18 protein-coding genes are annotated in these 22441 nt (G+C 34.9%); 2 read left to right on the forward strand and 16 right to left on the reverse strand.

Going from position 1 to position 22441, the window contains the following annotated elements:
- Nucleotides 1-19: 19 nt before the first annotated feature.
- From AVL50_RS12475 to AVL50_RS12485, 3 genes are read right to left on the reverse strand one after another with little or no spacing between them, the layout of a single operon-like run.
- Entirely contained in the window at nucleotides 20-2734 is a 2715-nt protein-coding gene (locus AVL50_RS12475; RefSeq protein WP_157491313.1) for a hypothetical protein, read from the reverse strand.
- Between the two features lie 2 nt (nucleotides 2735-2736).
- Nucleotides 2737-3774, reverse strand: a complete 1038-nt coding sequence (locus tag AVL50_RS12480; protein WP_062616832.1) for a hypothetical protein — start codon at nucleotides 3772-3774, stop codon at nucleotides 2737-2739.
- A gap of 21 nt (nucleotides 3775-3795) precedes the next feature.
- Nucleotides 3796-4680: an endonuclease/exonuclease/phosphatase family protein gene (locus AVL50_RS12485; protein WP_172826829.1), complete on the reverse strand. Its 885-nt coding sequence runs from the start codon at nucleotides 4678-4680 to the stop codon at nucleotides 3796-3798.
- Nucleotides 4681-5336: 656 nt separating this feature from the next.
- Here AVL50_RS12485 and AVL50_RS12490 point away from each other — a divergent pair.
- Together AVL50_RS12490 and AVL50_RS12495 are read left to right on the forward strand one after the other, a co-directional pair.
- On the forward strand, nucleotides 5337-6458 hold the full coding sequence (locus AVL50_RS12490) for an MBL fold metallo-hydrolase (protein WP_062616834.1): 1122 nt from the start codon (nucleotides 5337-5339) through the stop codon (nucleotides 6456-6458).
- Between the two features lie 14 nt (nucleotides 6459-6472).
- A complete protein-coding gene (locus tag AVL50_RS12495; RefSeq protein ID WP_082795788.1) occupies nucleotides 6473-7063 on the forward strand; it encodes a sigma-70 family RNA polymerase sigma factor in 591 nt (196 codons plus the stop codon).
- Between the two features lie 127 nt (nucleotides 7064-7190).
- Here AVL50_RS12495 and AVL50_RS12500 read toward each other — a convergent pair whose 3' ends face one another.
- From AVL50_RS12500 to AVL50_RS12560, 13 genes are all read right to left on the reverse strand, one after another.
- Complete coding sequence (locus AVL50_RS12500) at nucleotides 7191-8159, reverse strand: permease (RefSeq protein WP_062616836.1); 969 nt, start codon at nucleotides 8157-8159, stop codon at nucleotides 7191-7193.
- 12 nt (nucleotides 8160-8171) lie between these two features.
- Nucleotides 8172-8411, reverse strand: coding sequence for a thioredoxin family protein (locus tag AVL50_RS12505; protein ID WP_062616837.1), 240 nt, complete (start codon nucleotides 8409-8411; stop codon nucleotides 8172-8174).
- A 196-nt stretch (nucleotides 8412-8607) separates the two neighbouring features.
- A complete protein-coding gene (gene mmuM / locus AVL50_RS12510) occupies nucleotides 8608-9510 on the reverse strand; it encodes a homocysteine S-methyltransferase (RefSeq protein WP_062616838.1) in 903 nt (300 codons plus the stop codon).
- A 6-nt stretch (nucleotides 9511-9516) separates the two neighbouring features.
- Nucleotides 9517-11484, reverse strand: a complete 1968-nt coding sequence (locus tag AVL50_RS12515) for a DUF3857 domain-containing protein (RefSeq protein ID WP_062616839.1) — start codon at nucleotides 11482-11484, stop codon at nucleotides 9517-9519.
- A 72-nt stretch (nucleotides 11485-11556) separates the two neighbouring features.
- Nucleotides 11557-13518: a DUF3858 domain-containing protein gene (locus tag AVL50_RS12520; protein WP_082795789.1), complete on the reverse strand. Its 1962-nt coding sequence runs from the start codon at nucleotides 13516-13518 to the stop codon at nucleotides 11557-11559.
- Nucleotides 13519-13522: 4 nt separating this feature from the next.
- On the reverse strand, nucleotides 13523-15388 hold the full coding sequence (locus AVL50_RS12525; RefSeq protein ID WP_062616841.1) for a DUF3857 domain-containing protein: 1866 nt from the start codon (nucleotides 15386-15388) through the stop codon (nucleotides 13523-13525).
- Between the two features lie 99 nt (nucleotides 15389-15487).
- Nucleotides 15488-16072, reverse strand: a complete 585-nt coding sequence (locus AVL50_RS12530) for a hypothetical protein (RefSeq protein ID WP_062616842.1) — start codon at nucleotides 16070-16072, stop codon at nucleotides 15488-15490.
- Nucleotides 16072-17055 carry a Smr/MutS family protein gene (locus tag AVL50_RS12535; RefSeq protein WP_062616843.1) on the reverse strand — a complete coding sequence of 328 codons (984 nt, stop codon included), beginning with the start codon at nucleotides 17053-17055 and terminating at the stop codon, nucleotides 16072-16074. The genes AVL50_RS12530 and AVL50_RS12535 overlap by 1 nt, the downstream gene beginning before the upstream one ends.
- A 3-nt stretch (nucleotides 17056-17058) precedes the next feature.
- Nucleotides 17059-17787 (reverse strand): carboxypeptidase regulatory-like domain-containing protein, encoded by a 729-nt coding sequence (locus tag AVL50_RS12540; protein WP_062616844.1) that lies wholly within the window; start codon nucleotides 17785-17787, stop codon nucleotides 17059-17061.
- The gene (locus AVL50_RS12545) at nucleotides 17784-18386 is read right to left on the reverse strand and encodes a ribonuclease HII (RefSeq protein ID WP_062616845.1); all 603 of its coding nucleotides are present in this window, start codon (nucleotides 18384-18386) and stop codon (nucleotides 17784-17786) included. Before AVL50_RS12545 ends, AVL50_RS12540 begins: the two co-directional genes overlap by 4 nt.
- 122 nt (nucleotides 18387-18508) lie before the next feature.
- On the reverse strand, nucleotides 18509-19723 hold the full coding sequence (locus AVL50_RS12550; protein ID WP_062616846.1) for a peroxiredoxin: 1215 nt from the start codon (nucleotides 19721-19723) through the stop codon (nucleotides 18509-18511).
- Between the two features lie 173 nt (nucleotides 19724-19896).
- Nucleotides 19897-20913 carry an ABC transporter ATP-binding protein gene (locus AVL50_RS12555; RefSeq protein WP_062616847.1) on the reverse strand — a complete coding sequence of 339 codons (1017 nt, stop codon included), beginning with the start codon at nucleotides 20911-20913 and terminating at the stop codon, nucleotides 19897-19899.
- A gap of 141 nt (nucleotides 20914-21054) precedes the next feature.
- Entirely contained in the window at nucleotides 21055-22182 is a 1128-nt protein-coding gene (locus tag AVL50_RS12560) for an ATP-binding protein (RefSeq protein WP_062616848.1), read from the reverse strand.
- Between the last annotated feature and the right edge of the window lie 259 nt (nucleotides 22183-22441).

Below are 22441 nucleotides of genomic sequence, written 5' to 3' on the forward strand. Positions count from 1 at the left end.
GCACCTTTATACTTTGCTTTTAGAAGCTCAAACTAAGGTTTAAGAAGGCTCTTATTCCTTGAGCGTAATAATACTTGTTAGGGAATTTTTCAGGATTTTGTCCTTGGAAATCAAAACGATACTGCTGGAAACCTGTCGTTGCAATGTTCTCATTATTTAGAGCATTGTTAACATTTAAGTTTAAACGAAGAAGTTTGTTATTAAATTTCCAGCTCTTTCCTGCAAAAATATCCACTGTAAAGGCATCATCCATTTTCTCTTGATGCAAGATACTGTAGTACTCTTCTGTACCTTTTTCTACACCATCCACCGCTCTGTCTGTATATCTGACAGGGTTCAACGTCACATAACGATCACCTAAGAAGTTTACTTGAATACCTACATTCCAGTATTTTTTCGACCAATATTCAATACCAATAGTTCCTGCAATCTCTGGAGATCCTCCAACGTGGCGACCATTGTAATATACTTTTTCATTTTCAATCAATACCTCAGAGTTGTTATCCACAGTTGCTGTTGCATATGGATTTGCATTGTAAAGGTATGACGCATAAGTAGCCGCACCTCTAATTCTCAACTCTTGAGTAATGTTGTATGACATACCCAATTCAACACCTGTGTGATTTTGTCCGATTCCTGTCAATGCATAGTTCATAAATGCATTTGCACCATCATCAAAGTAAGAAATCACTTTTGTCAAGTCTGAGATTTGAGTATAAAAACCAGTTGCTCTAATTTTTAATTTCTCACCTCTGTAGTAATAGTTAATGTCACCTGAAGTAACATTTGAGGATGATAATCCATCCACAGTTTCATTACGTGTTCTCAATGAAGTGAATGCATCAATAAAGTAAGGGGCTTGTGTGTAAGCCGTTGCATTTGCTGTAAATACATTTCTACCGTTCACAAAATATTCACCACCTACTTTTACTCCGTAATCTAAGAAGTCTAATACTTCTGATTTTCCATAAGAGTTATCAGGGAAAAGACCTTTTCTTCTATGACTGTCTCTGTACATGCTTGTATGCGTAATATTACCGCCTACATATACAGAACCCTTCTTGAACGTCTTTTTCACATGACCCCACCATCCAGCAGTTTGGATGTGTGATGTATAATCGTGACCAATTCTATCTCCTTCACCTCTGATCCAAGTAGAATCATTAAGGTTGTTGATTGATTTTTCACGCTCAACAAAATCTCTGTCTGCAAAGTTGTCAATATCCAACCAATAGTCACCACCTAAAAGATCATCTACTGTATTGTAATTGTTTCCTTGGTAGTACTGGTATTGTACACCTGTGATGATATCCAAGGTCTCGTTGGCTTTGAACATCAACGTTGGGTTCACATCAATTCTGTGGTAGTCGTTGTGTCTACCTTCAATGATATAATGTGATCTGTTGCCAGTATACGTTTCTCCACCTGGGTTAGACCAATCTACAGGTACTGTCGTTGGGTTGTTGCGGTTCACATTGTACATGTGGTCCCAGTTGATCTGACCGAAGTTACCGTTTTTCCATTGTTCTGTTACATAATCACCTGCTGCAATGTTTCCTTGATCATATTGGAACGAAGGTAAATAACGGTAGTAATCAGGACGAGGATCTGGAGCATCGTACCAGTTCAATGCCGTTCTCTTTTCTTTACCCATTTGATAGCCTGCAGATGTTCTCAATGTTAATTTCTCATTGATATTCCAAGTATCCTTTAAGATAAACTGAGGAGAGATAGTTGTTTTCTCTCTTGAATTACGCTTTTTACCATCTTGCCAGCCCCATGAAGGGTTATAGTAGTTAGAACCTTTCAAGTCATACGCTTCTTTAGTCGTAGCAAGGTTTTGTCCCACCGTTCTTGGTGCTACAAATGATGTAAATACTAATTTATGATTATCACTAAATCTTTTTTCAGCACTGAAAAATCCTGCCCAAACATCTGTCCATGTACCTTCAACATATCCTTCTTCACCCCATCTTCTTGAACCTGAAAAAGTAAATGCCCAGCCATTATCACTTAAACCTGTGCTGTACGTAAGCATTACTCTATTGGTGTAATTACCATTACCCAATGAATACACTGCTTTAAAACCTTCTTTCTGGCTTGAAGGATCAGAAATAATATTAGTAGAACCTCCAATATCACCAAAGTCAAAATCAATAGGCTGTGAAGAAGTTGTTACTTCTTTGTTTCTAGTTACATCATTCAAACCACCCCAAAGCGACCATGATGCATAACCTCTCTCTGGAGAAGCCATATCAATACCATCAAAGTATACTTTCATGTAGCTTGAGTTGTAACCTCTTTGTCTGAACCAGTATGGTCCCCATGCAAAACCTGCAATTGAACTGTAAGCATCTCCAGATGAGAATAGTAAACCAGGTGTAGATTGAGAGTCATCACCATCAATGTCTAAATCTGTCATTGACAATGCAATAGTACTTGCTTCATCCGTTTCAGCAAATAGTTTGATCACCATATTGTCTTCCAATAAAGCGTCTATTTGGTAATAGCCGTCTAATAAGATATGGATTTGTGTTCCTTCACTGACAATCTCTGAAGGTATAGAAAAAATACCTTTGTCATTTGTCAAAAACTTACTGCCATTGACCTCCACTTGTATTGCTACCATTGGAATGTCAGTTTCGCCAGACAATACGGTCCCCTTGATGAAATTTTCCTGTGCGAAAGTAACCACAGCAAAACTCATTAGAAGTAAAGTAAAAAAGTGTTTCATTATTATTTTGAGGAGTTGGAATTTGCTTGTTTTAATAAATAGATTACGACTGGGAAGTGATCAGAATAACCTCCATTGAATGATCTGAAAGGATATCCTTTGTATCTTCCTTCTTTATTTTTCAACTCAGGGTAACTGCAGATTTCAGCCTTCCAGAAGAACCAGCCTTCTTTTTTGTTTTTGAACTCTTTGGTAAAAATAATTTGATCAAATAAGTTCCAGCTATCTCTGTAAGCTAGCGTCCCTAAGCCTTTTTTATACATCTTGTAGAAAGGATTGAATAGGTAAGCATCTTCTGTCAACTCTTTTTCATCCCCTACTGCACCCAATGCTTTTCTGATAGATTTATTGGTTGGATCATCATTGAAGTCACCCATTGTAACACATTTGATACCAGGGTGTTCTTTTCTTAGTGAATCAATAATGCTACGTTGTAGTTTGCCAGCCTCTTCTCTATATGGTGATTTAGCTGCTCGTGAAGGCCAGTGATTGACTAAAAATACGATAGGTTCTCCTTCTAATTCAGCTTCTACAATCAACTGATTTCTTGATTTGAACTCCCAGTTGTCACCTGCATAAGTTTCTTTGATTCTAAGGTCTCTTGCAGAAACTTTGTTGACTTTCAATAGGTCTTGCTTGTAAAGTAATGCCACATCTACACCCCTTTTATCAGGACCTTCAATATGTGCAATACCATAGTTTTCTCCCTTCAATTTTGGAGTGTTCACCAAATCATTCAGAACATTTCTATTCTCAATCTCTGCCAAACCCACTACTAAAGGAGCTTGCTTTGTTACATCTTTACCTAATTTAGCAATGATAGTAGACATTCTTTTCTGTTTGTCCAAATACTTCTGACCGGTCCATTTGTAATCACCGTCCGGCAGGTATTGATAATCATTTTTACCTTCATCATGCAAGGTGTCAAATAAATTCTCCATGTTGTAAAACGCCACAGAATACACTTTGTAGTCATTTTTCTGTGCTTGGAGGACTAGAGGAAATGCTATTAAAAAAAAGAGGATTGTAAGTTGTTTCATAATTGTTTAGAATAAACAGAATCAATTCCTAAATACCGTCATAACTGGGCGGTGGTCACTTACTTTATCATCAAAGTAAATCGAACATTGATCCAGTGCTAACGTATAGGATTGCTGAAATTGATTAAACCATTCATTAGTAATCAGAATATGGTCGATATGGCTTCCATTTGGCCACCAATTCGGGTAAGATTTATCTAATGAATTGTCACTTTTGGCTTGATCCATATTTGAAAACATGTAGTTTTCGCTATCGTCAATAAAGTTTTTAAAAGACGATGATGAAGTTGGGTAAATCTCTTCATTGAAATCTCCTAACACGATTACATGCTCGTTATTCAAATTAGAATCAATGTAGTTTTGTAATCTTTTACTTGCTTCTTCCCTTCTGTATTCGTTGGTGTTGCCACCACAACACTTCAGGTGAATATTTATCACGTAAAAAGTCTGATTGTTTACCTTATTGAGGAATTTAGCTAACAAAGGTCTTCTTGGAAAAAAATAGCTTTCGAAATCTCCAGACGCTAAAACCTGGCTTTCTAGAACTTCCAATCGTTGGTTATTGTAAACATAAGCCAGATGATAGTCTCTATTCACCCCTTTTGCTATGTCGTTATCTACCAATATAGAATACGCTTCATTAACTTGAGATACTTGTTTGATTGTACCAATATTCTCCACTTCTTGAATACCCCATAGATCATAATCGCTCTCAGAAATTGTAGCGTTTACGATTCCAGAAGTTTCTTCATGTTTTGGAAAATGTTCAATATTCCATGTCACTACTTCCAATGTTTCATCAGAAGCATCAATAGTCAGACATTCTACTAAAGTGTCATCATAACCGACAGGAGCAGTTGGAAAACTTACTTCAGAGACACAAGCATTCAAAACACCTCCTACCACCAATAAGGATAATATAACGCGAAGAAGTTTAATAATTCAGATATTTAGTTTAGTAATTTAATTATTAGCGACTCATTTTTTGTGAGGACCCTACAAAGGTGTGCGTGAAAAAATGTAAAAGCAAGAAGTTGAATGTTAGGAGCAGGTAATTTAGCATAAATCTATATAGAAGTTAAAATTGTAATACAGGGATTTAGACATATTATTAAACTGCCTACAACATGTTAAGAGAATATTATTATCAACCATAAGTAATTTCACCAACTTTTATTTTGTTTTAATTTAACTCCTAAACAATTGTTAAAGTAAAAATATGTCACATTAAGTTAATATTAGAAAGTAAAAATGGGAACAACATTAAGCTAACATTTGCTAATAACACCTATTTAGTGTCGTTGATACTCTTTTTTAAAGATCTATCCCAAACAGTCCTTAACATTGTATTCACATTTGTTATCGGTGTTTTTTGAACGATTTTAGACAACAGATGTTTTTTTTAATGTTCTTTCTGAAATTCTCCCTTTTTCCCCTACTTTGCAATAATGAAATAACAGTTTTTATCAACTGCTTATTCGATCGTGATTTGTAAATATATTCTAACCCTGACAATTCCGATCATATTTTAGATTTTAAGTAATTTTTCAAAATAAAACTTTATGTTTAAAAAGTTTCTTCTTTTCATTTTCTCCATTGTCTTCATCATTATAGCCATTGGTTTTGGTTTTTTAACATTCAGTCCTCAATTCGGTGGATCTCATTCAGAATCGGATATTCGTCGATACGAGAAATCAGGACATTATAGTGAAGGTGAATTTTTCAATCTGGTCGAAACCAATATGGATATGAGCCTTTCCAACTTATGGGCTACTCTGAAAGAGTTTGCAGAAGGTGTTCAAAATGGCCGTCCTTCAAAAGATATACCGCCTATTAAAATTACAGCTGAAGCCATTCTTCAAGAAGATACACTTACTAAAGTAACCTGGTTTGGACATTCTGCTTTTTTATTAGAAATAGATAATAAAAATATTTTGGTTGATCCAATGTTCGGACAAGTAGCCGCTCCACATCCTTGGCTTGGAGAACCCCGATACAGCAAAGAACTTCCGTTGGAAGTAGATGAAATGCCAAATATTGATGTTGTTATCATTTCTCATGATCATTATGATCACTTGGATTACGAATCTATTGAGAAATTGAAAGATAAAGTCAGTGCTTTCTTCGTACCACTTGGTGTTGGTGCCCACTTTAGAGCATGGGGTATTCCAGCATCAAAAATTCATGAAATGAACTGGTGGGACTCTCAAAATTATAAAGAACTGAAATTAGTATTTACTCCTTCAAGACACTTTTCAGGCAGAGGAATCACCGACCGTAATAAAACACTATGGGGATCGTGGATTGTTCAAGGAAAACACGAGAACATCTATTTCAGTGGCGATGGTGGTTATGCGGATCACTTTAAAGAAATTGGTCAAAAATACGGTCCTTTTGATCTGGCTTTAATGGAATGCGGGCAGTACAACGACAAATGGGCACTGATTCACATGATGCCCGAAGAATCTGCTCAAGGAGCCGTTGACCTTAATGCAAAAATTATGATGCCTGTACACTGGGGAGCCTTCACTTTGGCATTGCACTCTTGGACGGACCCTGTGGTAAGAGTTACCAAAGCAGCCAAATCATTGGGTATGCCTATTACTACTCCACAAATTGGAGAAACATTTGTTGTCAATGACAGTGTTTCTTATCCTGCTCACCGTTGGTGGGAAGCCTACTAAAATAAAGATAGATTATGAGTTCGAAGTCTTGCAGTAATATGAATGAAATTGTTCATGATTATTACAATTATATCAAAAGTTTTATTCATAAAAAGGTGGGCAATCAAGAAGATGTGGAAGATCTTACTCAAGAAGTGATGTTTCAACTTTCTGTTGCTTGTGAAAAACCTGCGGAAATTAATAATATAAAAGCCTGGCTTTTTCAAGTGGCGAGGAATGTAATCTACCGTTATTATCAATCTCAAAAAATCAATACCGATTCAATAGAAGATGAGAATGCTTTTTTTGATGAAACGGAAGAGGAATCAGATGTGGCTGATTATATTATTTCTATGATTGGTTTGCTCCCTGAAGAATATGCAAAACCGCTAAGATGGGCAGATATTGACGGTATCCCTCAAAAGGAAATAGCAGAAAGACTGAAAATAAGCCTTTCTGCTACTAAGATGAGAGTACAAAGAGGAAGGAAGAAATTACTCGAACTCTTCCATCAGTGTTGTATAATTGAATATGATGCTAAAGGGAATTTCGTGCATTGTACTATCAATGATAGTTGTACCGACAAAGAACAGATTAAGATTAGTTTGGAGCAAGAACGAGATTGATTTTAATAGAAGTAACTCACATTAGATGTGGTTTGTATTGCGGTCAGTGAAGATACCATTCATTTGAACCAAAATACAAACCATTTTTTTTACTCATCTTACCTGATTACATTTACCTTTCAGCGTTTTACCCAAACATCATATTGAAGAAATAGCCAGCGAAAATCATCCCTAAACCTATAGTGGAAAAGAAAGTGATAATTAGCTGTTTTTTCATCACCTTTTTCAATAACAAAGCTTCTGGCAAGGATAAACCAACAGCACCCATCATAAAAGCAATAGCGGTTCCCATTGGTACTCCTTTGGCAATTAAGGTATCTATCACAGGCAAAATTCCTACTGCATCAATGTACAATGGTATAGCTGCAACAACTGCAATTGGCACTGCAAAAGGATTATCTGCGTTAATGTATTTTTCGAAAAAAGAAGCAGGTACAAATCCGTGAATAAAAGAACCAATAGCCAAACCAACTAGAATATAAGGGATCAGTTTCTTTAAAGTCTGTACAGTTTCTGAGTGAATTTCAGGCATACGCTCTTTTAAAGATCTTGTGTCATGCTCTTCTACTGCATGCGTTTCTGCCAAGTTCTGTACCCAATCCGCTACATATTTTGACATCCCTAGTTTATCCAATACTATACCTCCTATGACTCCTAATAGAATTCCGAAAAGCACATAAATCACTGTGAATTTCACACCATATGTGACTAAAAACAAAGCGATCGCCACTTCATTAACCAAAGGTGAAGTAATCAGAAAAGACAACGCAATGCCTAGCGGAATTCTTGACTGCATCATTCCCACAAACAAAGGAATAGAAGAACAGGAACAGAATGGAGTGACAGCCCCTAAAGTAGACGCTAGAATATTCCCTACTCCAAACTTTTTATTACGTTCCAAATAAGCTCTGATTTTATTGAGTGGTAAATAACTTTGGATAATCCCCATCAGATAAGTGATGATCACAACTAAAAGGATAATATGTGTAGTACCCACCAAGAAATAATGCAAGGCACTTCCCATTGTAGTCTCCGGTCTTAAACCGACTAACTCATATACGAGATAGTCGGCTACTTTTATTAATAAACTCTCCATTTCGCCTGAACATTAAGCATTCAACACTTCAATAATTTCAGCATCAGAATTTTTCTGTCTGTAGTTGATTACTTTACCATCCACTACTAGAGAAGGGAATTCTGTTGTCCCGAATTGCATGGTTTCCATCATGTCTGTGATATCTGTAATCATCACCTCCATATTGTTTTCAGAAGCCAGTCTTTCAATTTGTTTTCTGATTCGAGGATTAACGCCACAACATGCTTGATGTAAAATTTTGATGTCTTTCATAAGTGATATTATTTTAAGTTTTAAACTGTTTTCACCTATGTAGTGTGGGGAAGTTTGAAAAAGACACAGCTTTGGTCAAAAAAAATGAAATTATTTTTTCTAAGTGCTAAGTCAAAAACAATAAAGCCTGACTAGAAATTGTATTCCAATCAGGCTTATTTATGTTATAATCTTCCTGTTATATGTTTCTTTTACGCTAAGATGAAGAAATCGCTTTATCCATTGCTCGAATATGCTCATATCCCACCTGACAGCATCCTCCCACAATATCAGCCCCCAGTTTTACCCACTCCTGTGCCATCATTCCACAATGATTGGGATCTGAAATGCCTGACCATTTTTTTGTGTCTGTATGATAAACTTGACCGGAATTTGGATACATTACAATTCTAATTTCCTTGTTTATCTTTCGGATTTCTTTGATCAATGAAGAGATATAAACCGGTTTGGTACAGTTTACACCCATCGCATACACATGAGGTTGTTCTTGTAGAAATGAAGCAACTTCACGAATTGGCGTTCCATCATTTAAGTGCAATTCATCTTTACAAGAACAGCTGATCCATCCTTTATGTTTGGCCGATTTTAACAAAGTTGCTAAAGCTTTCACTTCATCAAAACTTGGTACCGTTTCACATGCCAGAAAGTCAATTGCTGTGTGATCAATTATGGTAAAGCGTTCTTGATGAAAAGCAATCAATTCTTCTATAGATTTATTGTAATCTCCTCTATACTCTGATCCATCTGCCAAAAAAGCACCATAAGGACCTACACTTCCTGCTATAAAAATTTCTTCATTGGGGAATTTTTGAAGAAACTTGTTTTTCGCGTTCAATGCCAAAGAAGTGGTTTTCTGAAGCAAACTTACACTTTCCTCCTTGGACTTTCCCGCTTTTATAAAACCAAGGATCGTAGCTTGGTAACTGCTTGTGATAATACACCTTGCCCCTGCTTCCAAATAATTATAATGGACTTTCTCTATTAGCTCTGACTGATCCATCAAAAGCCTTGCCGACCATAATTCATGATTAAGATCTGCTCCTTCTAGTTCTAATGCATTGGAAAGCCCTCCATCCAAAACAAGTGGTGTATTCTTCAAGATATATTAATTTTCTAAAGGTTCTAAAACCAATTGTACATTTAATTTTTCTACCAATAACGCAAATGTCTTTTTGATTTCAATATAATCCTGAGGGTTAAATTTATCTTTCTTGAACTGATAAGTATATTTCAACAGTAGTTCATTTTCTATTTGATGGGTAAAAAAATTGATTGTAATTAAATCGTTTTCAAGAATTAGATTTTCGGGAACTTCTTTTATGGTGTACCCTTCGGGGACTAAAATACTTGCTATATATTCTTTACTGTTTGCGTAAATAAAGTCAATTATATAGTTTCTTTCTTTTTCAGTAAATGGATTTTTTGCCAACGGAAAATCAAAAAATGGTTTCAAAATGATCTTATCCACTAATTGTTCAACAGGTTTTTCAGCACTGGTTTTAATCTCATATGATTGCGTTGGTGTATTTACACCAGCAGTCAATATCCTTCCAATATTTTCAAGTCCTTTATTTTCAAAGTACTCCTTCAATTTCTGTTCGGTATTCTGATACTCTCTTTTGTAAACGTAAGCATCCATACCTTTCAATGACTTCTTTACTTTCACTTCTGAGGTAGATAAATCTTCTGAAAAAGAAATGGTCAATGTCGTCTTATCATAACTTTTTACATGATTTCTAATTTTGATCCATGTTTCTCCATCATCATTCAAAATAATTCCCTTCTCATTCAAACATCTTACAGGCAATTCATTATAAGCCAAAAGTGAAGTAGTGGCATCTAGTAATAATTGTCCTCTATCTATCTTTAGATAAGCAATGAGGTAATTGTAATAATGTTTAAAAGGATATTCAGAAAATATTTTACCATTGTGGCGAGTACTTAACAATAAAGGATCAGCCTGAATTCCTCCTGCCCTTAACATTCCAATTAAAAATAGATTGATACTCCCCACAGAGCCTGTTTTCGTTTCTTGGAAAGATTTTAATGATTGATGAGCATAAATTCCAAATTCATTATCCCAAATGTAATTTTGCTTCACATACTGAACAATCTTCTTCACTTTTTCAACAGTAGTGCCTTCCAATAAATACGGTTGATTTGAGTATATCTTTTGAGCTAATTTTTCCACTTTTTTGATATACTTCCCAAAATCATCATCTTTTAATAAGTTCTCATGTAATTTTCCCCAAGTAGAAACATACTCCGATTTTTGAGACTTAAAAGGATTATAATATGTGTTCAACTGAAAGTTGGCTTTCATCAAATAATCCTCAATTGATGTAATATAGTTCTCGTCCCTAAAAGCAATAACATCTTCCATCACGAAACGATGTTCAATCAAACGATATTCATGACCATAATATCTCACTGGACTAGGCAAAATTTTGGATTCTTGAAAAGAAAAATCTCTTATATTTTGAGCTACAAAATAGTAGTCATAGTATGGAACTATTGTCAAATAATATTCGCTATATAAAGTTGGTATTCTGTCTTGAAAGGCCCACTCTGGAAGTTGCGATAAGAATGGAGATATTACTTTGTATTCATATTCGATCACAGAGCCTACTTTTACTTTGGGCAAAGTGAATTTATAAAACGTCAGATGGTCATTGTACTTTTCTTTGAAGACTTGCTTTTTATCGAATTCAGTTTTAACAATCTCACCCTCATCAATATTGTATACATTTCCTGTCACTTCCTTTACTCTTTCCTTCATCCTAGAATCTTCTGAATGATACAAAACCACTTTGACATCAGCCCACTTCGAGCCTTCATTTTTTAGGATCTTGATTCGAGATGAACGCGTATATTCTAAATAAAAATACCCTTCAGAGTTATACTTGATTTCAACTTTACCAATATCAAAAAGCTTAACAGCCTCTGCTTTTTCATCTTCTGACTGATAATTCATATCTAGCATTGAAATGCTACCTAGTTCCTTGGAGAGTTCCTGAGCAATAAGAGTAGTTGTAGTAAATAATAGAAAGACGAAAGTTAATAATTGTTTCATGTTTGTTATTCCAATGCTAAAAAAGCTGTTGAAAACTTTCTTAACTTTTAAGTCTCCAACAGCTTTATTTTATTAATTTTCTACCGGTTCTAAAACCAATTGTACATTGAGTTTTTCTTTTAAAAGAGAAAACATCTTCTTAAGATCCGAATAATTATTTGATGTATATTTTGCCTTCTTAAAGAAATAAGAATAAGTGAAAACAACTTGATTCCCCTGTTGTTTAGATTTAAAATTGATTTTTATTAAATCATTATCAACTACTTTTTCATCAGGTAATTCAGCTACTTTATAACCTTCAGGAATATTCACTTTCGAATCGTAAACTATGTTTTCAGTGTAAATTAAATCAATATCATAACTCCTATTCTCCTCTGTGAAAGGATTTTTAGAAATTGGGAGGTGGTAAAATGGACGAATAATTATTTTACCCATCAAACTTTCTGTTGGAGTCTCTCCTTTTACTGAAATGAAATAAGGCTTGTCTGATTTTTCATAATCCTTTTTTCTGATTTCTGAAACATCATCTAGACCTTGTTGTTTAAAATACTTCTTCAGTTTATTGTCTTTGTTCTCATACTTTGTTTTATACTTATAAGCAGACATTCCGTTCAATGACTTCAAAATATCAACTTTAGTAGCAGAAAGATCTTCAGTGAATTGAATCTCAAGTGTTGTTTTATCGTAACTGCTAATATGGTTGTAAATACTCACCCATTTACTTTCTTTTTCCTTAATCAATCTTCCTTTGTCATTGATACAACGGATTGGAAGATCATTAAATCTTAAAAGTGGTGTAGTGGCATCAGATAAAATTCTTCCGTTTCCAAAGTCTATATAAGCCACCACATAGTTGAAGTAATGATCAAATGGGTAATCTGAAGTGATCTTGCCATTATTACGAGTAGACAATATTACAGGGTTAGCATCAAGCCCTGCACCTCTTAGTAACCCAATTAAAAACAGGTTAATATCTCCAACAGAACCTACTTTCTCCTCCATTACTTTCTTTAAAGGATTGTGCGATAATTTACCAAATTCACCATTCCAGATATAATTATTTTTTACATACTCAACGATCTTCTGAGCTTTTTCAGGATCACTTCCTTTCAACAAATCAGGGTTCGCTTCAAAAACAGCCTTAGATTGTTTTTTAGCTTTGACCATATACCTCTCAAAATGTTCATTTTTCAATAACTCCTTCCTGAATTTATCCCATGTAGTCACTACTTCAACAGCTCCACCTGATCCTGTATAATATTTTGACAACTGAAAATTGACCTTCATTAAATAATCCTCAATTGAGGTAATAAAACTTTCATCCCTAAAAGCCACAACATCTTTCATGATAAATGTATGCTGCAGCTCTTTGTATTTGTTGCCGCGATAATTATACTCTGCAATTAGTTTTTTGGAATTTTGATAAGTGAATTTTTTAATATTTTGAGCAACAAAATAGTACTCAAAGTAAGGTATCATTTTGATATTAAATTCACTGTGCACTACTGGTATTTTATCTTGGAAGGACCATTGGGGTAATCGGAATTTAAATGGAGAGATAACTGTATATTGATACTCAATCACAGAACCAACCTTTACTTGAGGTAAAGCAAACTTGTACAACTCATAATAATTAAAAATCTTTTCCGTATAAAAATCCTTTTTATCATATTGAGTAATTGATGTTTTGCCATCTACAATGTTATATACATTTGCATCCACTTTGTATACATATTCTTTTTCCCCTCTATCACTCTTATGCAATGGAATTTCAATATTAGCTCTATTCAAGCCTTCTTCTTTCAAGATTTTTATTCTAGTAGTTCTTTTAAATTGGACATCAAAACCTCCATCACTACTCCGCACAAAACTCACGTCTCCTTTATCATAAAGAATAACGGCTTCTGCTTTTTTATCTTGGGGTTCATAATCAAAGTCCGTCATTGTGACTTTTCCAAATTCCCTTGTCAGTTTCTGTGAATACCCTGTTATAGAAAAAATCAGAATACTCGATAAGATGAATAAATATCGCATTTTACTAAGTTTGTTGTTTGATGATAATCGAAGATTGTTTGCTTCTTTTATTTATTGCTTTATAAAAATTGTAAAATTCAGGGTAGTCCTCAAGACTAATTCCAACTGGTTTTACATAAATACTTCTATCTAAATAAACCTTACCTTCTTTGATATAGAAATGATCTTTATACTCTCCATACTTTGATTGAAGGTGATAATCTTCAGGCAATTCCACTGTCAGTTTTTCTATATTTTCCAATGGAAATTCAAAATGTTCTTTTTTATGAATCACCACATTTATAATATAGGGGTTAAATCTTTCTGAAGGCTTTTCAATTTTAGTATTGATAATGCTTGGTGGAGTGATGACTTCAAAACCTGCAATTTCTCTTTCCAGTTTAGAATAATCTCCCTTAAAACTAGCAGTAATAAATGCCGTATTTCGATCCTCATTCTTAATTTGAATATTATCAATGTCACTCAATTCAAACGGTAAAACATGTTTTCTCAAAATCTTTTCTTGCTTTTCACTTCCAGCATCTGAATAGTGATTCAGCATTTCAAAAAGATCTCCACCACTTGAAGTTAAATTAATATTAACCTCTCTGACTTGCTCTTCATTGGGTAATGAAAAGATATAGGAAATACTATCTTCTGTATTTTCCCTTGTTAGGGTTGGTAAATCAATTAATTTACTTTTACCCTTTTCTACCCACAATCCTTTGCGATTTTGTGTAAAGGTTCCCAGGTAATTGAAAGGAGCAGTTTTTGAAGTATTCTCCAGAAATATTGTATCGTTCTCTACTACTACCCCTAAGAAAACATGATTAAACTGCTGCGCTGGAAAAGTTGTATCAATTTCATAAGGGTTGTCACCAGCAAAAACATCAATTGGATAAGATGAAATACCAATTTCATTCAACATAGAATGCATATAATTGGTCAATGCTTTACAATCACCATATTTATTTTTACAAACATAACTTGCAGGGTGTGGTTTCAGTCCTCCAATCCCTAAAGCCACATTAATATACCTTGTATGATCTTGCATATAATTATACAACACCTTTACCTTTTCCTTTGGATCATCAATAGAATCTGTGAGTTGATGTATTTTTATTTTCTCCTCTTCTGTTAAGTCATCCAAACCCGAATTGAGCAGATAAACCCAATCCCCATATTCTTTCCAATTTGTTACTTTAGAGGTGACTCCATAAGAATAAGTCTCCGGGACTATTGATACACTTGGAAAAGAGTTTCGTATGTTAGGGCTATTTTTTTCTTCAACATATTTGACTTCATCCTTCAACTTCCAAATTAAAGTCTTGAATTCTGAGTCTGAACTCTCTGAAAATTCAAATTGTTCATCTGCACTTACATTAATAGGAAAATCTAATGGATAAGTTACTTTAAGTGTCGATTTTAAAGTAGGTACTTCATGATAATCTAGTGTTGCAAACCAATTCGCCAAATACAAAATATTTCTAGTTGTAATTGTATAAGAGAAATTTACAATGTGAGGATATTGATTGGTTTTCAACTGAGCGCACAACAGGTAAGTATCATCGTGAAAAACACTACCCATCACTGCATTTGTCTTTTTAAAATCTTTCCGCTTAATGGATCTAATCTTATTCCCTTTAACATCGGTAATTGACGCATCATGAATAACAATATCTTCTCCTAAAGAATATAAAATAAATAAATCACCGACTTCGTGGTCAGATTTCTTACTTACTAGAACCTTTTGAGTGTAAGTAGTTCTAAGTTTTTTACCATCAAAAAACACTTCTTCATCATAGGAAAGCACTTTGGATTGCTGTGCAAAGGATACCTGAAAAGAAGTTAAAAAAGTAATTAGTAATAAATTGAAATTTAGTTTGCTCATTGTATTAATCCAAGTAACATAATTGTAAAGATAATTTAAAAAAATAAAGGCACTAACCTTAGCTAGCACCTTTATTTAAAATTTTATCTTTTGTTCATGTTATTTCCTTACCAAACCCCATATCAAAAGAGGAATACCAAGAATACCTAAACCCATACAAATTTGTGTCAGTAATTTTACTCCCTCTTCTAATAACTGGAAATAATTTTCTTTTTCTCCAGCATAACTGTATTTTACTTGTATAAGATCTCCTTCTTGTTCACCCAAAACCAGCAGGCGGGCGTGTTGTTTTACTCCCTGCCATTGAATGGGTGCATTTGAAGAAGTAGTTTCTTCTAAAAGAACATGAGCAATTTCCTCTCCTCTATAAGGAGCTTCTTCAAATATCAAATGTTGAATTCCTGAAGAAGTCTGTAGTTTCAATGTTTGTAATTTTTGTTCTACAGGCTTGAACCCTCTATGCTTACCGGCACCTGTAAATTCTTCTTTTGAAGCCAAAACAAAAAAGTGCTGCAGGGTGTCATTCTGTGACGACACTCTCCCTTCCAAAAACACTTTTCCATCTTTGTTCTCCAATGCCTCTTCTAAGTACGTTTGTTCTTTTGAAAGTTTCGGCTTCCCCACTCCATATAAGGTCAAAGCAATGACCGTGAGTAAAATGCCAATGACTACTCTGAAGTTCATTATTTAAGCTTTACGTAAGTGGCACCATAACCAAACTTCTCTTTTCGAGCATCTTCAAAATATTCTACATCTGCATGCTTCGAAAGACGCTTCTGAATCTCAGTTTTCAACTTTCCAGATCCCACACCGTGAATAAAAGTGATGTGATCCATTCCACTAACAATAGCCGCATCTAATTCTTTTTCAAAATGAAGAATCTGCATACTCAATGTGCTGTTGCCCATGTTAGGATCTAAACCTAGCCTTTCCGCGTGAAGATCCACTTCTGAAGCAGGCTTTTGAAGTACTTTCTCTACCTTCTGACCTGTTTTTGAACCAGACTCTACCAGCCCGTCCTTGATTTTGGCTACGTCTACTTCTGTGAGTGCTTTTATGTCTAATTGGAAAACATACCCATCTTTATTCATGCCAGGCACTTCCTGCTTATTATTAAAGAAGGTCGATGCTTTGAAACGCAACTTCTTCACTAATGGCTCATGATTTACGCTTCTACCAGGGTAAAAGAATAGGGCTTGGAAAATATAAGCTGGCCACTCTTCAAAATTCTGAAGTGTAACTTGATCTGCCTTTACCTGCGTTCTTGGCATCAATGTAGAAGTGAAAATCCCTTTGTACTCACCCTTTCTATCTGAACCTAATACAAATGGAATTGTAAGGTCTGAGTTATTACAAACATACACATCTAAGATTTGATCATTTTGATGTACAAATGCAATAAAAACGCCTCTTTCAGAAATCAGTGGTAACGCCGCCTTTGGTCTGTCTCTATGTTTTTTCTTCTGAGAAGTGGATACAATTCTATCCTCCTCTTCCACACTTCCAAACTCTTCTGATTCTACTGTTGAAACTACAGCAAGGTCCGTAGGAATAAAATCCATTCTGAAACCATCTGTATCTTCAATCTCAATAATTCCACCTTTTAAAGCTACAACAATACCTTCAATATCATCGTGTAAACTTCTTACTTTATCTCCAATATTCATTTTCTAATTACTTACGTGTTCGTATAAAATAAAATCAGGTCCGTATTGGGCTATCATTTGTGTACTTGTTGCTGAAACCACATAGAGTCCAAAACGGGTCTGTTCTAAAGAATCTTTGATGACGATAAATGAGCCATTACTCACTGGGGAAAAAGTCCCTGTAAAATTATCATCTTCACCTTCTTCACAGTCCTGTACTTTACTGATGTACTCAAAATTACCATTTCTATAAAAAACCAGCTCATCGTCTTGCAAGCACTCCGGCACAGATCTTTCCACTCCAGAAGTAACATCTATAAACTGACTATAGGCCCATCGTTTTCCTTCTGAAGACGACATATTTCCTATAAAAGAATTCCAAATAATAACTGTTATTGAGTTTCTAAACCCAATCTCTGATGTCAAAACATCTGTTTGTGTTGCCACCAATAAGTTATTCTTCTCTGTGTTATTATTTTCGTCTTTATATTTTGCCGCTATATAATACGTCCCTTCACCAAGATTCAGGAAAAATGCTCTACCATTTTCATCAGTATAGTTTGGTCCTTGTATAGTATCAGTCTCATTGATGAAATCTTCATAATTTCCGTAAAGTGTAACCTCACAACCTTGAACAAGATCACCAGTTTCATCTCTGATCAGCACATACAAATCGCCATAAGGTGTAGGAACCTCACACTGCAGACTCAATGCAATGACAATGAAAAGTAGAAATGCTTTGAAATACCTCATGAAAAGTCAATGGTTTTCTGTTCTGGTAACAATTTAAAAGAATTTCTATGCCAAGGTGTTGTACCATATTTAGCAATAGCTTCTCTGTGTTTTTTGGTAGGATAGCCCGCATTCTGTTCCCATCCGTACTGAGGGAATTCTTCTGACAATTTCGTCATCAATTCATCACGATGTGTTTTGGCTAAAATAGATGCGGCTGCAATACTTAAGTACTTCCCATCTCCTTTCACAATACACTCATGCTCAATTCCTTTGTAAGGTCTGAACCTGTTTCCATCAATCAACAACAACTCTGGCTTCTTTTCTATACCATCAATACAACGATGCATTGCAGTAAAAGAAGCTTGAAGAATGTTGATTTTATCTATTTCTTCTGCTTGTACTTCTACAACTTCATAGGCAATTGCTTCCTTCATGATCACGGCTCTCAATGCCTCTCTTTTCTTTGCAGAAAGTTTTTTAGAGTCATTCAAATCAGGATGCGAAAAATCTTTTGGCAATATCACTGCCGCCGCTACAACGGGTCCTGCCAAACATCCTCTTCCTGCTTCATCTAACCCTGCTTCTATCTTATCTTCTGTAAAACTTGATGCTAACATCTTTTCTTTCTATTTATTCCTCCCAACGCTTTCTTGCGAATTTAAAAGTTATTTAAGGATAAAAAAAGAGTGAAACAAATCAAACGTTTCACTCTTCCTTTTGAATGCTGTTTTATTACGTATTATTCTTGAATCAATTCATCAATTAATGATGTAAATTCACTCACATAATCCTCATAATAATGGCCAGTAGATGGTCCTGAAAAACCCGTATGGATTTGTGCCACTTCGCCTTTTTTATTCAATACAATTGATGTTGGAAATGACATCACCTTATTCAACATTGGTAATGCCTGGGCAGTTTGTTTTGGTGTTCCTGCATAAACAACCTCATAACTAATATCAAGCTTTTCTTTCATTCTGTTAATACGCTTGTAAGCTTTCTCAGCCTCAGAAGATCGTTCGAATGAAAGACCTACAATTTCTAATCCTTTTGCTTTGTATCTGTCATACAATGGAACAAAGAATTTAGCCTCATCTAGACAGTTTGGACACCAAGATCCCATAATCTGTACGATAACTACCTTGTCCTTGTACTCAGGATTTTCTAATGAGATGGTCTTACCTTCTTGGTTTTTGAAAGAGAAAGCAAACTTGTCAAATCCCTCTTTCAGATAAGTCAAGGTAGTTGGGTCTGGTAAAGCGGCGCGTGGATCATTGATACCCACCCAGTCTTCTGTTCTAGATTTTCCAGACCACATTTTACCGTTTACGATGGTATTTCCCTCCAATTCTCCTTCAAATCTTAAAATGTGGACACCATCAAAAGATGATAAAAACATCTTATTGCCACTGACACTGCCTTCTAAGAATCTATAATCACCTGTTGCTGTTAGGAAAGTTCCTGTCAGGTAATCCTCATGTTGGTTAAAAAGACCTATAGCGTCTGTTTTTCCTAATTTCACGGCATAGGTACCTGTGAAATCTACTGTTGGTTTTGCTCCTTTAGGAAAACGTTTTTCTCCTCCTTTTTTTGCTTGGAAAGGAAGTCTGTAAGCACCGTTTCTCACAAATTGCCCGTTGATCGTTTCTGCTCCTACTTTTACAACCAATTCTGCTTCATAAATTAATAATGGAATGTGCAATGAATCATTTTCATAAAACACTTCATCCAAAACCATTCTTTCATCTCCATTAATAACGGTCCAAACTTGCTTGTCCCCGCTTCCTTTAATGGTAAGGTAAAACGGTATGTCTTTTTGATGCGTATTTGTAATAGTTGCTCTCCATTTGGTCACCGCTACTTCTTCTTTCACAGTGTTGTCTTTCGCCTTATCGCAAGAAAAAATTAAAAGATTGATAGCGATTAGATAAAATAGAATGTCTCTGATAATCATAAAAAATGGTTTGTTAATTAGATTTAGATAACACAAACTAGATCAATAAATGTACCTAGTTTGTGTTGTTTTTTTATAGGTAGTTCTAAATCAGAAATTTCTTCTGACATTTCTGACTTAGTACTTCAAAAAATTCAGTTAAGACTAATAGATCGTTGAACAGCGGAAAGGAATTAACCTTCTAATTTCCACCAATCTATATTCGATTTCATTGCTATGCCTTTTTTATCGCCGATATGATAAGTGGCAAAACTATCATGGTGCACCCACAATTTACTTCCTTCATCCACTTCCCACTCTCCATAACTTGCATTGCCAAAGTAATCAATATGACGAAGAACTGCTGTATGACTAGCGGTATTTTCCTCCACCATTTCCAACCACTCTGGTCTAGCCATATATTTACCTTCAGGTTTTTCGATATCTAACTTCTTCAACTCATCTGCCTCAATCACATTACAGTGAGGAAAGAAATGAGCGGCATATTTATTTTTTGGCTGCTTGTAAATTTCTTCTGGAGTGGCAATCTGAATCAGCTTACCTCTAGACATCACACCTATTCTATCAGACATTGCCAAAGCATCGTGGGTATCGTGGGTTACGAACACAACAGAGATATTAGCTTCAATAGCAATATTTTTCACCATTCTTCTCAAGTCACTACGCAAAGCCATATCAAGGTGTGAGAAGGGTTCATCGAGTAAAAGAATTGGAGGTTCATTTGCAATTGCTCTCGCAATGGCCACTCTTTGCTTTTGCCCTCCTGACAATTCTTTAGGACGAGTATCCCTGTACTCCTCCAATTGACAGATACGTAAAAGTTCGTTTAATCTATATTCCTGATATTCCTTTGTGGTTCTACGGATAGGGTATTTGATATTATCAGCCACCGTTTGATGATTGAACAAGTTGTAATCCTGCTCTACTAAAGCAATTTTATCATGCCCTGCCAATAAGCGTTCATGTGGCCCCAAGATCCTTTCGCCATGTACATAGGCGGCCCCATCATCAGGTCTCATTTGTCCTGAAAGTAATTTTAAAGTTGTTGTTTTTCCACAACCACTTCTTCCAATCAGTGCAAAAACTTCCCCTTCTTTTACATCAAAGGACAGCTGATTGACAGCTAATTTCCCTTCTTCATAAGATTTAGAAAAGTTTTCGACTCTTAGTATAGTTTTTCTTTTTGACATATAATTTTCGTGTTCTGCCACAAAAATAACTGAATATTTATAAACCGTAGAATTTCTATGGTAATTGTATAATGAAAAAAGGCGAAAAGTGTTTTAACATCTTTCGCCGTCTTGATTGTAAAAAGTAAATAATGAGTGAAATTAATCTTTTGGTATAGTGAAATAAAAACAGCTGCCTTCTGTATCATTTCTTTCTACCCATATTCTCCCTTCATGAAGATCCACAATTTTCTTGCATTGTGCTAAGCCAATTCCTGTTCCTTTGAACTTATCGTTCGCTCTCTTAAAGAAGGAGAAAATTTTATGTTTATTTTCTAAATTAATACCAATTCCATTGTCCTGTACATAAAACAGCCATGCCCGACTTTTGTCAATTGCCCCCACTTTTATGATGGGCTGTTGGTCTTCTTTCTGAAATTTAATTGCATTACCGATAAGGTTTTGCAAAAGCATATGAAACTCCACTGCATAGCCATTTATAACAGGTAAATCCGCCTGATGAATAACGACATCACTATGTGCAATCTCCAATGTAAAATCCTCTAATACATTGTCTAGAATAGTACTTGTATCGATATTTTCTTTTTCGCTCTTGATTCCTAACTGACTAAATTCCAATATTGTATCAATCAAACGACCCATTCTACCAACACTTTGGTTGATATAACCGAAGTAAGTACTCCAAGTTTCTGGAATTTCAGTATCACAGTCTTCTTCCATCAACTGCAAAACTCCTTTGATATTCCTCAACGGGGTATTAAGGTCATGCGAAACGATATACGCAAACTGTTCTAATTCCTTATTCTTCTGTGCTAATTCTTTTAATTTCTGATTCAACAGTTCATTAGACTTCTTTAGTGAAGATTCCAGCTCCTTGATCTTCGTTATGTCCCTCCAACAAGAATTACTGTATAATATTTCCCCTTTATTATTCCTAACGGCTTTGGCACTTAATAAAACAGGAAATGTACTTCCATCTTTCTTCCTGACCAACAATTCTTCATTTTCAACTTCTCCACCTTCTAAAAAACTCTGAAATAAGCCTCTTACTTTATTATGACAAGAAATATCATAAAGATCGAAAATAGTTTTGCCAATTACTTCTTTAGTACTATATCCTAGAGTATGTGATAATGTAAAGTTGCAGGTAATTAATTTTTTGGTTTTCGGACATATAGACATGAACATTTCTGGAGACTCATGATAAAGAATCTCATGAGAATTATAAGGGTCACGTAGGTTAGTTTTTTCTATTTCATGTAATTTCATTCTACTCTTTAATTAAATTGGCGAGTTCATCTTATCCAATTTAAGGATATGATTTTCAAGTCTTTTACAATTATCGGAATATTACAATAGAATCATATATTATTGAAACCAAATGTGCGTTGAATATTTTATTTTGCGGTTTCTACAAAACGCTATATTGAGTTGAAGCTTTATACAGTAGTGTTTCATTTTATATCAATAAAATTTAAACAAAATTGTATTCAAGCAAGAATGGAAAGAATACTTCATTCCTGTAACA

This window comes from Flammeovirga sp. SJP92, from assembly GCF_001583495.1.
GTDB lineage: Bacteria > Bacteroidota > Bacteroidia > Cytophagales > Flammeovirgaceae > Flammeovirga.